The following is a 15,311-nucleotide window of genomic DNA, read 5'->3' as shown; positions in this document are numbered from 1 at the left end:
TGCCTTATTTTACTGCGCAGTTGCCGGAATGTTGTCATATTTCAACGTCGATACCACCTAAATGTGGTTTTGCCGCAGGTATGTGTAAAAAGACCGCTGTTGTGCTTAAGCGCAACAGCGGTCTTTTCGTGGAATGAGTTCTGGGCTCGTTCCTATTAATGACATGAGTTCTATTGACGTACGCGCTTTTTGGCACCGGTCGCAGAACTGGATTTTGCTTTGTATGCCGGGGTTGCGGTATTCGGGAATGCGGGTGTGCCAGCTTTTGATTTTGGCACGACAGGGAAAGGAAACTTCACAGCAGATTTTTTCTCTGGTGCAGAACTGGCATCAACTGCTGCGGGAGCTGTTTCAACAGGGGCTACCGACGGTTTGGAGACGCTTTTTTTCGGGGACGCAGTGGTCGTAGCAGGTGTTGCTGCCGTGCTTGCGCTGTTTGGCAGGCTAGCTTTTTTCGAGATTTTCTTTTCAGCTGTTTTTTCTATCGCTGCTGGTTGCACCTTGGCCGCTGCTACGGGTTTGCTTATATTGATAGGAGCTGCTTTCTTGGCGCTCGCTTTTGCAACCGGCTTTATTTCTGGCTTGCCGGCAGTTTTTGCCTTGAATGCAGGCTTGGCTTCTGGTTCCGCCAGTAAAGGCAATTGTTTGATAGCAGCGATAGGTTTTGCCACAGCTGGTTTTTTGGGGGTAGTTTTTACTACCAGTGCAGCAACAGTGTTGTCAGTGCTGGTCGCAGCGGCCGGCACATGGGAACTGACAGCCTGCCACAATTCTGCCCGCGTATCGCTGGTGATGCTTGCCAGTTCGCGGCCATAGGACAGAATTTTGTCCAACTGTGGCTGACTATGCGCACGGCTAAAGGCCAGAATTTCTTGCGGCTCTTTGATGGCGAGCAGTTCATGCGTGACAGTATTTGCATTGTCGAATGACTGTTTTGCCAAATTGAAATTCAGGGCAATCAGTTTTTCCAGTCCACCAAATGCAGATTGCGAGAATGCCCGGAAAACCGCGATTTGTGTCGCAAACTGGTTCTGGGCAGCAGATGACAATTGTTCAGTAAGCAAAGACATGAAACTCTCCAGAGTGGATAAGGGTAGGTAAGTAATGCAATATACATTGCCATGTTGCATCAGATATTGACGCAATGCAGCATTTGTATATGGTCTTGCATTCTATCGCTTAAATGCTTAATTTGTAAGCACTATTTTTGCATTGCAATATCTAGATAGTTGCATCCTCTATGGAAAGAACAATTGTCAGTTGCGGTTGGGGCTTATATTAATATATGAGCATATTTTTGGGAGGGGCAAGAAGAGGTGTTTATGAGCTGTGGGTAAATTGATCGGGATTGGAAGTGGACTGGACTCATGGACGGGCATGCTTGCATCAGGATTACTGAGGAGTCGCGATTCACCCTCTACGACAGGGGGCGGTGGTGCTGGCAAAATGGGCCAATTTCTGTTCACTTTGTTCAAGTCGGGAATTGAAACGTCATTTCGCAGACCATGCGACATTTAGACGTGTCAAATTGATTATTTGTACGTACGCCCGATTCCATGTCCAACCAATATGGCGTGTCAGGCGCGATAACAAGTGCTTGCAAAACTTCCTGGATCGATGCAGGGCCAATTCCCCCGGAAAATCCGCAAAAAGGATGAGCGTGTAGAAGTTGTGGCCACATTGAGGGTTTGACTCCATTTCCAAAAGAGACGTCATATAACCAATCTACCCGGCCATCATTGGGAAATGCACCTTGAGACTGCAACGCGGGGCGTACGCCATGACGTGCTCCAAACAAATGACAGTTCTGAATTTCCTGTTCACTGCTTCCGGCGCGGCCATGGTTAATCTGTACGCGAGAATATCCTGAGAAATCAAAGCCAGGATCGCTGCCCTCTGCAATTGCCTGTGCCAGCTCACCGCAAACATGGGCAGAGAGCCGAAGACCGCTTGTTTGCATCGCCTGGCGGGTTTTTTTATCCGGAAACAGAGGAACCCCTTCCCGTGCCGGATCAATAAGTATTCCCCATTCAACTGAATATTGGCTTGAGATTGCTTGCATCTCGGGGATCAAATCTATTGTATCTGCACCTGTAAATGTCAGAAAGACGGGTTTTGAGTTGGATGAGGACATGTTGGAAAAATATTGGTTGATTTATTTAATATGGTACGTACCAATATATGAGTTGTCAAATTTTTTAAGATTTAGATTTAAAATGATTAATTTCTTATTTTAAACATTCATAAATTATTGAATACGGCTGCATAAAAATCGGCATTTTCTTTAGCGATTATTGAATAATGGTACATACCACTGTAATATTGAGTGATATAGTAAAATGTGGAGTTTCAGCATTGCTTATTGAAAAGGAAATGAGCTGCTTGCAAGTGAAGTGATGGCTGATGCGAGCAGTCGATGTTTGTGTGCAACATCACTTGTTGACTCCAGGTTGTATGGGTAACAGGCGCGGACCGGTTCTGGCAGTATGTCAATGAGCTGATGTCATTTCCAATAGCGCAGTGAATTCAGTTTAGGCAAGGAGAGTTAAATGCTGGAGAAAATGGGATTGCCGTCACCTCGTCGATGGGATATGTTGGCTTTTGGTGACCCCAATGTCGACCTGGTTTTTGCTGTTAATCATGCCCCCGGTGCTGACGAGAAGGTATTGGGCCGTCGGCTTGGACAATTTGCTGGTGGAACAGTCGCGAATGTCGCTTGTGCAGCAAGCAATCTGGGCTTGATGACGCAAGCCTATGGAAGAGTCGGTGATGACAGTGAAGGCGTGTTTTTGACACGTGAATTTTCCCGGTTCGGAGTCAGCGTTGAACAACTTAAGAAGGTTCCAGATACTGCCTCTTCACTTGCTATTATCATGGTGGAGAGCAGTGGTGAAAAAGCCCTGATTTATTCACCAATGCCAGGAACTGAGCAAATTGGAGCGCCTCTTTATCATGCCTTGACACAGAGTCGGTTGCTATATGCCATGCCCTACGACATGGAAGAATTTGTAACTGTTCAAAGCCTGGCGCGCCAGGCTGGAGTCATCGTCGCCATTGATGTAGAGGCGGCAATGATCAGTGACCGGGAGCATATGCGCAAGCTCATGGCGATGTGTGACATCGTATTCATGAATGAGGCGACTTATCTGAGTATTTTTGAAGAAGCGCCGCAGTTGAGGGCTATGCAGGATATTCTTCATACCAAGCAACAGATACTGGTCGTTACCTGTGGTTCTCGCGGGGCAATGGCGGTTAGTGGTGACCTTGCGGTTGAGGCGGCTGCATTTCATACGACCGTAATTGACAGTACTGGAGCGGGAGATTGTTTTAATGGGGCATTTCTGGTTGCCCTGTTTGACGGCTTGTCATTGGCAGCAGCTTTGCGATTTGCTTGCGCCGCTGGTAGCTTTGCGCTGGAGAAGACAGGGGCACGGTCTGCTTTGCCGACCAGAGCGCAGGTGGAAGCCAGACTTGCTTTGTGATCCAGCCCAGCTTTTTTGTGCCCCTGCTATCTCTCGCTACAGGGGAATTCGCTTAGCCATTACTCCATTTATTGATACGTGTTTTGTAGCGGTACGATGGCACATACTTCATTTCGCAATATTCAATGGGTTCACGTCTGTCCGAGAGCATGACGCGCTCACACACCAGCAGAGGAGTGCCAGGCCCGACACCTAATAGTGCGGCATCGTCTGCGGAGGCGGCAATTGCGCCGACGCTCTCAAGGCTTTCTGATGGTTCGATAGAAAACTTGTCTATCAGCAGGCGATAAAGAGAGCCGGCCCGCTCCAGCTCTTTGCGCTCCAGCCGTGCACCTTGTGGAAGATGTAAATAGGAATCTTGCAAACCTACCACCGTGTCATCCATCAAGCGCAAACGTTTGATGCGTAATAGCGGGACATGTGCCTCCACATGCAAAAGGCTGGCAATTGCCATATTGGCCGCTACGTTTTCCATGGACAGGATTTTTTGACCAGGCGTGCCACCTCGTTTGAGTGTGTCTTCCGAAAAGCTGTCTAAAAAACGGGACATTTGGCGTACTGCCGCAGGTGCCGCGAAAGTGCCTCGTCCGTGGTCACTATACAAGACACCACGTTCTTCCAAAAGGCGTATCGCCTTTCTGACGGTATCCCGGCTGACTTTAAAACTGATCGCAAGATCTCTTTCTGCGGGCAAGGGTTCATTTGGGGCAATCTTCCCGGACTCCATATGCAGTTGCAAAGTTTCAGCCAGTTGCCGATATAAGGGGGCAGACGGTTTGTCAGCCGGATTCTGGTTGGCGGGGATTGAATCGCTGCTTTGTCTCTTGGTACGCATAATCTCCTCTATTCCTTTCTATTTCTATAAAAGCGCTTCCTGATATGAACGCTTCCACTCTTGCATTTCCACGATCTCCGTTGTGGCTCTTCTTTTTAATAATTGAGGTATTGACTTGAGTTTATTGGAGTCTGGTTGCATTGGCTGTATTCAAGGTGCATACCAATTTTCACATATTTTTGCACTGATCAACATATTTTCCTTGGAATGAGCACGATTTTCGCACATTGGAGCGTACCAACTTTGAAAATCCTGCTGAAGATAAAAATGACATCCTTGAAATCTTTCTTAATATGATCATTTTTGGTGCGTAAATAAATGGTTTTATTTAAAAGGTACGTACCAATATAAAATATTTACAATGAAAATGTTAAGAGATTTCAATTGTCTATTTTTTAAAAAAATTAATATAAACCATTAAATATGCGGGTTAAAAGACAATTTATATGAAAAATGGAATATTTTTTCATTTTCTATTGATTAGTGGTACATACCAATATAAAATTAATTCAACGGTTATCCATTGTTCTTCTTTCCGTCGAAATTCAGATGCAAATTGAGTCAGCTTAAGAATCGAAAACTTTACATATTAATCGGGGGTATCATGTATCGTAGGATAGGAATGTTTGCGGCAGGTACGGTGGTGGCGTTTCAGTGGGGCGGTGCGGCCAGTGCGCAAGAAGCCGTTGCGACGCCAGCGGAGGGGGCGGTTACCGTTGTCGAGGTGACAGGAAAAGTGCTGGGCAAGGGCGAGGCCAGGGCGAATAGTGTCATTGATAAAGAAACGATTCAGCAGCAACCTGCTGGTCTTGATCCACTCAAATTGCTGACCAGGGTCCCGGGTTTGCAGGTTGGCTCAAGTGATGCATTGACCGGCAGTTTTTCAATGCGACTGTCTATGCGTGGATTCAACAAGGAGCAGATCGGTATATCGATAGACGGCATTCCCAATGGTTCAACCTTGTCGAATGGGGGAACCATGCCTAATCGCTTACTGGATACAGCGAATATCACACGGGTAGATGTTTCCCAGACCGCTGGCGATCTTGGTACGCCTTCCAATCAAGCCTTGGGTGGATATATCGATTTCAGAACGCGTGATCCAAGCAGGGAACGCGGCGGTGATGCAGAAATATCGGTCGGTAATTATGGTTATCAAAGAGAGTTTGTCCGATACGATACCGGTCGATTTGAAAATGGGATTAGTGCGTATGGTGACTTTTCGCATGAGTATGTAAGAACATGGCCAGGGGATCAGTCCGGTCGTAGCAAGCGTGATCATGCAGATATTCGCGTCTTGAAAGACCTGGGAAATGGGTCGAGTGTGCGTGCTACGGTCAGCTACAACAAGATGGCTGACAATGATTATGATGCCGTGGCTTTGCGTGCCGTCAGTGCGCCGTTCTATAAATCAAACTTCGAAACCAATTCCAGTACGGATGGGCTGACTGATCATTGGACGGGTAATCCGGCCATCGATCAAAATTACCGTGGAACACGCGGGATTGGCAGCACTGAAGTATTTTCCCACATTGACTGGATTCAAAAACTGGGCGACGCAACCAAGTTGACAGTCAAACCTTACTTCCATCATCAAGATGGTGATGGATGGTTCTATGTTCCCTATAAGCAAAGGCCTACCAATGGCGTCCTCTACAGTGCCGTGGCACCTGGTGGCTCGCCCGTGTCTACCGTGCAGGAATGTTATGCGAATCAATACCAAACCTCGGCTTCGGGTGGATTGATTCCGACATCCAGTGTGTTGCTTACAACGGATGCAAGCGCTTTACTGCTGGCTGGTGGATGTCCTGCTGCGGCTAAATATGCCATGAATCCAGCGAGCCAATGGGGTGCACGCGAGGCTACTACGCGGCGCGGTGGCTATGAGATGGATAGAAAAGGGACTTTGGTTGAATTGGCTACCAATCTGGATAGTGGTCACTCGCTCAGAGCCGGTGGTTGGTATGAGCATATCAGCCGTGCAAAGACGCGTAACTGGTACCTGGCGACAGATCCGACCGTCAGTGCAGCTTATTCTGACAGCAATTTATATTCGATTACGCAAGACCGCCACTACAATTCCAATGCAGGGATGATGTACGCGCAAGACAAGATGAACCTGCTGGATGACCGCTTGGAACTGGATGTCGGTGCGACTTACCAGCGCTTCAGCGAAACTTACAGCTCACCTGTCGAATTTAATGGTGAACGTCAGTTGACAGTTTCTTCAGGACTATTGCCAAAACTTGCTGCGTTGTACAGGATCAATGACGATTGGGAATTCTTTGTCAGTGGCTCTAAAAACTTTAGTGCGATTCCAGATAGTGTTTTCGAAGGCACTGCGGCGATTGATGCGAAAAATGGTATCAAGCCAGAAACTTCCGTTAATAAAGATGCGGGTATTCGTTGGCTGAAAGGTCCATATGGACTGGGCATGACAGTCTATGCGATTGATTATCGTGATCGGATTTCCATTCAAAATGGCAATCCCAACGGAGATATTTTTTCGCGAGATGCAAAAACAACTTTCCAAAATCTGGGTGGCATCAGCTCACGCGGTGTTGAACTGACAGCACGTGCCAGTTTTGAACATCTGGAGCTGTACGCTAATTATGCGTTCAATGACGCACACTATGTAGAAGATACGCTAGCGGAAGGTATCAAAGCCGGTGACCCAGTGCTGGGCGCTGCGCGGCATAATGCGTTCGCTGAAATTACATGGAAATCTTCTGCCGGCTGGCGTTTGACTGCCAATGCAAAGTATGTCGGACAAGCGGCAGGGACCTACAATGTTGTACCAAACACTGTGGTCAAAGGCGGTCCTGATTTTTACCCCAGAGAGTACATGCCCAATTACACGCTGATTGGTCTTTCTGGAAGTTACCGTTTGAATGGCAGTTTTTTGGGCAGTTTCACCAAGACAGAAATTGCTTTCAACATCGACAATCTGTTTAACAAACAATATCTTGCCGGTGTTGGCTCTGAGCTTACAACCTCGAATCCTTTGACGTCAGGGCGATATTTTTTGGGTAGTCCGAGAACTCTGTTTATAACGCTGCGTACTCATTTCTGATCTTCTGGTTTTTGATACTGTGTAAAGTTCTGGTAGTTTGGGGGAGGCGAAATGTCAGGTAGCCGACTGTTGATTTTATTGGCGATATGGAGTGATGTCACTGCCGGTGAAATCAACTGGTTGCATACCGATCCGCCGCCTGCAAATATAAGCAGTGCAGGTAATCTGTCCGGAGGATACATTGATGCCGTTGAGACCTTGATTCGTGGCGACATTCCAAATCTTGCGCATAAGACTGAGCTGGTTCCCCCGGCACGGATGAACATGCTGATGAAAGCAGGCGGTCCATATTGCGCGTTCACAGTGGTTGATGATGGAAAAGGGGCGGACTATATGCGTTATACGCCACCTTTGGGTTGGATACGAAGTGCTGGATTAATCATGCGTGCAGGATTTCTTCAACAGTTCAGTAAGTTGACAGACAAGTTGATAGATAAACCAGGACATCTGGATCTGATTCAATTAGCCAAAGAGTACAAGGTCCGGGTTGGGATCGTGAGGGGACGGAGCTACGGAGCCGACATTGACCGTTCTCTGCAAGCCATTGCACCCTTTAGTCAATCCGAGATGGCCGGTAGTTTTGAAGTCTTGATGCGGATGCTGGATGCAGGTAGGGTAGATATCGTTTTGGGTTATGAAGAAGAATTGATTTACTTCAAGAACTTGGGCAACTATGCTTTTATGCCGGTTACACAAGCAAGTATGTTGTTACCGGTTGTGATTGCATGTAGCAAAGCGTTGTCAGCGGATGATGCCTATGAAGCGGTCTTGTCTGCGCAGAGGAGCACAAAATTGTCGGCCGTTTTTCAGCAAGAATATGAACACTGGTTGAGTCCAGCGTATTTGATTGAATATCGGAGATCTATCCTGGATATGGCGGCGCGTCGTCAAAAGACCCCATGAAGTGTTGTTGCATGAGTACCCGATTCAAAAGTCACATGCATATTGAAGGATTTCAGCAATGCGGATAGTGAAAGAATTCTTATTTCAGGTGGCATGCTTTGCTGCAATTCTGGCATTGCTCTACCTGATACTTGCTGTGACCGGGAGTACTGATATCCGCAAGAGCGGCAATGCACAACTACGCGTTGCTCTATTCGTCAACGGAACCCTGGGTGATAAATCCTTCTTCGATTCTGCTGCGCGTGGCATGGATCAGGCCAGGAAAACATTGCCCGTATTTGCCAAAGTGATTGAAGGTGGCGTTGACCCGACTCGTTGGGAAGCTGCGTTGACGGATCTGGCAGATAGCGGTGAATATGATTTGATCGTTACCGGCACGTTTTCCATGGTGCCCTATGTACAAAAACTTGCCGGGGAATTTCCGGAAAGCCACTTCGTGGTATTTGATGCTGCAGTGGATTACCAGAAGTGTCGTTGCAAAAATGTGCACTCCATACTTTTCAGACAGAACGAAGGCGCTTATCTTGCCGGTTTTCTTGCGGAAAAGCTGATGCAGAATGGCTTGCCAGATGTCGCTGCCGGAAGCGGCCTGGGAGTGATAGGTGGCATGCAAATCTCTGTCATAGAAGATTTTTTCATCGGGTTTCGGGCAGGAGCAAAAGCCGCATCCCCGGACGCGCAGATTTTGAGCCAGTTCGCTAATTCTTTTTCTGACCCCGCCGCGGGCAAGGATATCGCCAAAGCGCAATATGCGCGGGGTGTGGGGCTTATTTTTCACGCAGCAGGTGCAACCGGGCAGGGTGTCAATGAGGCAGCTGCGGAGTCACGTCGTTATGCGATAGGTGTCGATATTGACCAATATGCCTTGTACCGGGTGTCTAACCCGCAACGGGCGGCACGGATAGTGACGTCCGTCATTAAGAACGTGGATGTCGGTATTTTACGTGCCGTACAGCAGCAACTGGCAGGTAGCCTGACATATGGACAGACTGAGTCACTCGGCCTGGCAGAAGGCGGGGTGCGTCTGGTGCGCGATTCGGACGTCATGGCGAAGGTCCCTGCCGCCGTGCTTACAAGCCTTAACGAAGCAGAACGTGCAGTCATTGAAAAACGCGTCCAGGTTCCTGGTGTTTTTACACAACTTACCTTTACCAGCAGCGATGCGACGGTAAAGCGCAAGCCCTGAGGTCGTGGAGCAGAACATGCAAGCTGATCATCCTGACAATAAGCCAACTTATATCCTGGAATTGACCGGGGTATCGAAGCGATACATCAACGGTATTCTTGCCAATGACAGGGTCAGTTTTGGTATACGGCGTGGCGATATCCATGCAATCGTCGGCGAAAATGGTGCCGGAAAATCTACTTTGATGAAGTTGATTTACGGTCTGGAACAGCCGGATGCCGGGGACATTATCTTCGAAGGGCGCCAATTGCGATTCCGTACACCACGAGATGCGATCGCTGCAGGGATCGGTCTTGTCCCGCAACACCTGAAGCTGGTGCCATCATTTTCAGTGGCGAGAAATATCGTGTTGGGCCGTGAGCCTATGCGCGGCATGCTTGTGGATGATGGTCGTGCGATTGCCGAAGTGCGTGCTGTATCGGCCAGGTTCGGGCTGGAGGTTGATCCACTAGCGATAGTGGCAGATTTGTCGCTGGGTGAACAACAGAAGGTAGAGATACTGAAAGCTTTGTATCGCGGTGCCCGCCTGTTGCTGCTGGATGAACCATCCGCAGTGCTGACACCACAGGAAGCAGATGCCTTGTTCACAGCATTACGCAAACTGGTTGAGCTCGGGCTGACGGTGGTGATCATCACCCACAAACTTTCAGAGGTACGCGATGTGTCGGATCGCTACACCATACTGCGCGGCGGAAAAGTGGCGGGGCTGGGTGACGCCAGAACTGTCAGTGAAGTTGAACTGACCGGACTGATCGTAGGCAGGGCATTGACACCGCTGCAGATTCAGCGGGCCCGGAAAGACGCACTTGCGCCACTGGTGAGCGTACGCGATCTCAGTGTGGTTCGTGATGATGGGCGATATGCATTGAAGAAAGTATCCTTCGATATCGCGCCGGGAGAAATACTGGGTATCGCCGGCATCGAAGGCAATGGACAATCCTTCCTGGCCGAGGTTTTGTGTGGATCGCGCCGGCCTTCTGAGGGGTATGCCGCCGTAGATGGGCAGATTTACACAGGGCAGGGTGTGCGCTCAGCGCGTTTGCACAGAGTCGCCAACATACCGGAAGACCGGCTGCATGATGGCGTTGCCACAGACATGAGCATTGCAGAAAATGTCATGGCCGTTGATTACTATAAACGGCCATTTTCCAGATTCGGAAGCTTGAACAGGGCGAACATCCGGGATTTTGCCAATCAACTCATTCGGTACTACGGTGTCGTTGCCGAGTCGGCAGAAACCATCATCGGTGCACTTTCAGGCGGCAATATGCAAAAGCTTGTTTTTGCCCGGGAAGTTGCCACGAAGCCGCTGTTTTTGATCGCGTGCCAGCCAACGCGTGGAGTTGATCTTGGTGCCAGTGACATGCTCAGGAAGTATCTGATTGAATTGCGGGATCAGGGCGCATCCATATTATTGATATCCGCTGAACTGGATGAAATCCTTGCGCTCTCTGATCGCATTGCAGTGCTAGCGCAAGGGCAAATCGTCGGTCAATTTACCGGGGGGCAGGTAAGCGCAAATGAATTGGGGTTATACATGACAGGTGCGAAACGTCAGTCAGCAGCCGGCACTGGTTCAGGGGTGATACAGGATGTTGAAGTTGTTGAGGGGCTGGCATGACAGACAGTCTAAAAGATAGCACCTCATCCATGCTGACTATTCGTACTGATCTGGTCTGGCGGCGGCGTCTGCGTTTGTTTTTAGCCGTGTTGTGCGCTTTGCTGATTGGATTTCTGGTAACCGTCACGGTCAGCAAGGAACCCGTTCGTGCCTACCTGACCATGCTTACTGGGCCATTACCTGAAATCCGCTGGAGCGATTTGCATGGATGGCAATTGCGGCGCATGGTGCGTTTTGGTTCTGTCATCGAAGACACCATTACGCTGACCTTTCTCGGTCTTGCCGTTGCCATTCCATTCCGGGCACGCCAGTTTTCGCTTGGTGCGGATGGACAATTGTTTTTGTCGGCGCTGGCTGCTGCTGCGGTCAGTCTGTATCTGGGGGATGGCTTTCCCTTCCTCTTACCCATTGTATTTGTGGCAGCCATTTTGACTGGCTTCATTTGGGGCCTGATGCCTGGACTATTGAAAGCTCGTTACCAGGTCAACGAGATTGTGACTACGCTCATGCTTAATCTGATCGCCGTGCAACTGTATCGCCTGATCATTTCTGAATATATGCGTGACCCCGCAGCCGGTTATCTGGTAACGCCAGTTTTGCCTTCCTCATCGGTCTTTTCAGGCTTGATTGCACATACCAATGTCAACACCATGTTGTACTTGTTGCCTTTGGTTGTGTTCACAGCCTGGTTTTTGCTGATGCGTACAACGATAGGTTACGAGATACGTACCGTTGGTTCTGCTCCGGCTTTCGCTCGCCGGGTGGGCATGCCGGTAACGCGCTCCATTGTCCTTTCCATGGCATTCGGTGGTGCGTTTGCTGCATTCGCAGGCCTGCACATCAGCAACGGCCTGTTAAAGCGGCTGCCGGTTGAATTGTCACCGGGGCTGGGCTTTGATGGGCTGGTAGTGTCCTTGTTGGCGCGCAACGATCCCAAGGCCATTCCGGTTGCCGCATTCTTCTATGCCTATCTTCGTACCGGGGCCCAGGCGATGGAACGTACGACTGATGTGTCACATGAAGTTGTGCAAGTAGTCCAGGCACTCATCATCCTGTTTGTTGTTGCTGAACACCTTATTCCAGAAAGTTTTTCTGCCAGATTGCAAAAGTTCTGGAAATCCATTCAGCAAAAATCTGCATTCTTACTACGCTTAAAGGGGCAGAAATAATGAACTTAGATGCGATTGCACTGACGACATTTGCCGCCACCCTGGTGGTAGCAATCATGCGGGCGTCGACCCCCATCGTGTTCGCCGCGCTGGGTGGATTGATTTCTGACCTGGCGGGCAGCATCAACGTGGCGCTGGAAGGTGTAATGCTGGTCGCAGCATTTTTTGGTGTCATTGCATCGTTTTATTCCCAGGTATGGTTGCCTGGATTATCACCCTGGATTTACCCCTGGACAGGTGCCGTTGCAGGCATCGTAGCAGCCTTGTTACTTACCGGGGTGCTGGCAGTGTTTCATCTTGAATTGAAAGCTGATCTGATTGTTGCAGGTATTGCCGTCAATATTCTTGCGGCAGGATTAACGGTTTTCTTGTTGGTATCGATAGTCGGCGATAAAGGCTCGACAGCCAGCCTGAACAGTCCGAGTCTGCCTCTGATCCATGTCCCTGGTTTGGCTGACTATCCGCCACTGGACGTCTTGCTCAATGGAGACGGAGGGCACGGCCACCATGTTTTGTTGTATCTGGCGTTTGTGAGTGTTGTTTTGGTGCGGCTTTTTTTTGGACGAACACGCTACGGCACCTGGCTTCGTGCAGTAGGTGAAAACCGTGACGCAGCCCTCATCGCCGGGATACCTGTGAAACGTGTCCAGTACATAGGCTTTTTTCTCAGTGGATTTCTGGCGAGCCTGGGGGGCATTTATTTAAGCATGGGTTACCTGTCACTGTTCCAGTCAGACATGGTTGCAGGTCGCGGTTTCCTGGCCTTGGCTGCGATTTTCCTGGGTGGCAGAACAGCAACTGGCACCTTCATCGCTGCTTGCGTATTCGGCGCATCGTCGGTACTGGCAACGCAATTGGGCATGTTCAAAATCCCTACACAATTGGTGTACATGATACCGCCAATTATTACGATCGTTGTACTTGTTTTTGCTGGCATGCGTCAACGAAAACTCTCTGTTTAAGTGGGCGTTATTAAAATGAAGGAGCAATTTTTGAACAAGCTTATATTCCAGGACAGGATTCTGGCTTCGCTGCTATTGGCAGGCATGGGTGATGCTTTGGGCGCGCCGACTGAACAATGGTCCATCGACGAGATTTTCAAGAAATATCGTGGCCTGGTTTTCGATTTCGACACGCCACCTGACGATACATTTGCGGGCGCAAATGCCGGCAAACGTGGCGAAGTTACTGATGATGCCAGTCAGATGTATTACCTGGCACGTGCGATGGTTGAGGCTGATGGGGCGCTGGATCAGGCAGGCTGGGTCGCGTGTCTGCTGGATTGGGCAAGTAACAGCCCCAAGGCCGGTTTCATGGGACCAAGTACCGCAGGCATAGTCAAAGCACTGCAAGAGGGAACAGATACAGCGATGGTCGGGATTATCGGAACGTCTCATCGCAAAATGACATCTGTCGGGACCACGAACGGGGCAGCAATGCGGGTTGCCCCGGCTGGCTTGATATATCCTGGGAATCTCAACGCAGCATGTCGTCAGGCCCTGATTACCTGTCTGCCATCTCATGACACGAATGTTGCTATTTCTGCCGCTTGTTCCGTGGCTGCCGCTGTATCACAGGCTCTGGTATCAAACAATCTCAATGATGTGATTAAAGGCGCGATAGAGGGCGCCTATATTGGTGAGCGACTTGCCAGTGAAAATGCACGCATGGTAGCTGGCCCGCAATATCTTGCACGACTTGAAATGGCCTTGAGTATCGCTGCGGAGGCGACTGACGATTATTCTTTTCTGACCAGGATGGAGCATATGGTGGGTAATTCTGTGCTGGCCGCAGAGTCGGTTCCAGCGGCAATTGGCGTCGTTGCTTATGCCAAAGGTGATGCAATGCGCACAATCGCATTGAGTGCATCCATCGGCAATGATACCGATTCCATTGCCACCATGGCCGGGTCTATCGTCGGTGCGCTGGTTGGTACTGAGAAGCTGCCGCAGAATCTGGTCATGGAATTCAAGCAAGCAAATAGGGCTGATTTTGATCTTGATAAGCTGGCCCGGTCTTTGGCTGTGATTGCTGATCGCCATCATAGATAGAAGCATGTTTACAAATAATAGTGAGCAGTAAGACCATGAAAAAAATTATTATCGACTGTGACCCAGGTATTGACGATGCGCTGGCACTGCTATTGGCCGCTTCCAGCGACCAGCTGGACCTGCTTGCTGTCACCACGGTCGCAGGTAATCGTCCTGTAACGATCACGGCAAGGAATGCGCGCAGGATACTTGACGCCGCTGGACAAAACCATGTGCCGGTATATGCCGGTGCGGCATTTCCGTTGGGATATGCAGAACCCCGTTGCAATCTGGTGCATGGTGAAGACGGCTTGGGTGGGGTTGAGTTTGGGGCTGACAGGTCAGTCCAGGCTGGCCACGCGGCAAACCGCCTGATTGAAATGCTGCTTGCACACGAAGAAGGAAGCATCGAACTCGTGGCGATAGGGCCACTGACCAATCTGGCGCTGGCAGAGCGTTTATCACCTGGTATTTTGAAGCGGGCAAAGCAGTTACTTATCATGGGCGGCGCACTACGATGCCCTGGTAACGTAACGCCGGCAGCGGAATTTAATTTCTATGCAGACCCGGTTGCCGCAGAAATTGTCATTACGACGGATGCCAGTATTGTACTTTTCCCTCTGGACGTGACACACCAGGTGGTGATGTCACCAGAATGGATACAGTCCTTTTCAACTATTGACACGCATTGTGGCCGTCTGACTGCTGACATGCTGGAAGCCTATGCCAAACTGGACCCGCTGCTTCACGACGCCTGTCCAGTTGCGTATTTGTTGGACAGCAGCTTGTTTGAAGGTGAAGCATGTGCTGTGACCGTAGATTGTCGGCACGGCCCTACTGAGGGTTATGCCATGTCCTGGTTTGGCTCTCAGATGGACGGGCGCAAGGTAAATGTGCAGGCAATTACGCAGGTGCATGACGACGCTCTGTTAAATCTCGTGCACTCCTCAATTCGTATGCTTGCTTGATTTTCCAGGATGAGATGTCTGCACGCCCGACGGACTTAGGAAAT

At 49.6% G+C, this 15,311-nt stretch carries 12 protein-coding genes; 9 read left to right on the top strand and 3 right to left on the bottom strand.

Features of this window, described 5'->3' with window-relative positions; genetic code table 11:
- Positions 1-170 precede the first annotated feature (170 nt).
- Both AC1RVX_RS23725 and AC1RVX_RS23720 read right to left on the bottom strand, forming a co-directional pair.
- Positions 171-1,070, bottom strand: a complete 900-nt coding sequence (locus AC1RVX_RS23725; RefSeq protein ID WP_493219056.1) for a phasin family protein — start codon at positions 1,068-1,070, stop codon at positions 171-173.
- 401 nt (positions 1,071-1,471) lie between these two features.
- Positions 1,472-2,134 (bottom strand): hypothetical protein, encoded by a 663-nt coding sequence (locus AC1RVX_RS23720; protein ID WP_493219055.1) that lies wholly within the window; start codon positions 2,132-2,134, stop codon positions 1,472-1,474.
- 415 nt (positions 2,135-2,549) lie between these two features.
- Here AC1RVX_RS23720 and AC1RVX_RS23715 point away from each other — a divergent pair, with 415 nt between their 5' ends.
- A complete protein-coding gene (locus tag AC1RVX_RS23715) occupies positions 2,550-3,482 on the top strand; it encodes a carbohydrate kinase family protein (protein WP_493219054.1) in 933 nt (310 codons plus the stop codon).
- 52 nt (positions 3,483-3,534) lie between these two features.
- On the opposite strand, the gene AC1RVX_RS23710 is transcribed toward AC1RVX_RS23715, so the two are convergent.
- A complete protein-coding gene (locus AC1RVX_RS23710) occupies positions 3,535-4,317 on the bottom strand; it encodes a GntR family transcriptional regulator (RefSeq protein WP_493219053.1) in 783 nt (260 codons plus the stop codon).
- A 604-nt stretch (positions 4,318-4,921) separates the two neighbouring features.
- Between AC1RVX_RS23710 and AC1RVX_RS23705 the strand changes: the two genes are divergently transcribed.
- The 8 genes from AC1RVX_RS23705 (at position 4,922) to AC1RVX_RS23670 (ending at position 15,267) form a co-directional block, all read left to right on the top strand.
- Positions 4,922-7,390: a TonB-dependent receptor gene (locus AC1RVX_RS23705; RefSeq protein WP_493219052.1), complete on the top strand. Its 2,469-nt coding sequence runs from the start codon at positions 4,922-4,924 to the stop codon at positions 7,388-7,390.
- Between the two features lie 51 nt (positions 7,391-7,441).
- Positions 7,442-8,293 carry a hypothetical protein gene (locus AC1RVX_RS23700; protein WP_493219051.1) on the top strand — a complete coding sequence of 284 codons (852 nt, stop codon included), beginning with the start codon at positions 7,442-7,444 and terminating at the stop codon, positions 8,291-8,293.
- A gap of 67 nt (positions 8,294-8,360) precedes the next feature.
- Entirely contained in the window at positions 8,361-9,479 is a 1,119-nt protein-coding gene (locus tag AC1RVX_RS23695; protein WP_493219050.1) for a BMP family lipoprotein, read from the top strand.
- A gap of 16 nt (positions 9,480-9,495) precedes the next feature.
- Complete coding sequence (locus AC1RVX_RS23690) at positions 9,496-11,100, top strand: ABC transporter ATP-binding protein (protein ID WP_493219049.1); 1,605 nt, start codon at positions 9,496-9,498, stop codon at positions 11,098-11,100.
- Positions 11,097-12,269 carry an ABC transporter permease gene (locus AC1RVX_RS23685; RefSeq protein ID WP_493219048.1) on the top strand — a complete coding sequence of 391 codons (1,173 nt, stop codon included), beginning with the start codon at positions 11,097-11,099 and terminating at the stop codon, positions 12,267-12,269. Before AC1RVX_RS23690 ends, AC1RVX_RS23685 begins: the two co-directional genes overlap by 4 nt.
- Positions 12,269-13,231 (top strand): ABC transporter permease, encoded by a 963-nt coding sequence (locus AC1RVX_RS23680; RefSeq protein ID WP_493219047.1) that lies wholly within the window; start codon positions 12,269-12,271, stop codon positions 13,229-13,231. The genes AC1RVX_RS23685 and AC1RVX_RS23680 overlap by 1 nt, the downstream gene beginning before the upstream one ends.
- Before the next feature lie 30 nt (positions 13,232-13,261).
- Positions 13,262-14,320, top strand: coding sequence for an ADP-ribosylglycohydrolase family protein (locus AC1RVX_RS23675; protein WP_493219046.1), 1,059 nt, complete (start codon positions 13,262-13,264; stop codon positions 14,318-14,320).
- A 35-nt stretch (positions 14,321-14,355) separates the two neighbouring features.
- Positions 14,356-15,267 carry a nucleoside hydrolase gene (locus tag AC1RVX_RS23670; RefSeq protein ID WP_493219045.1) on the top strand — a complete coding sequence of 304 codons (912 nt, stop codon included), beginning with the start codon at positions 14,356-14,358 and terminating at the stop codon, positions 15,265-15,267.
- The last annotated feature ends 44 nt before the right edge of the window (positions 15,268-15,311 follow it).

This window comes from Undibacterium sp. GW821-FHT11B02 (genome assembly GCF_058808955.1).
The sequence above is the reverse complement of the archived record's forward strand: the minus strand, read 5'-3'. Positions and strand labels throughout refer to the sequence as shown.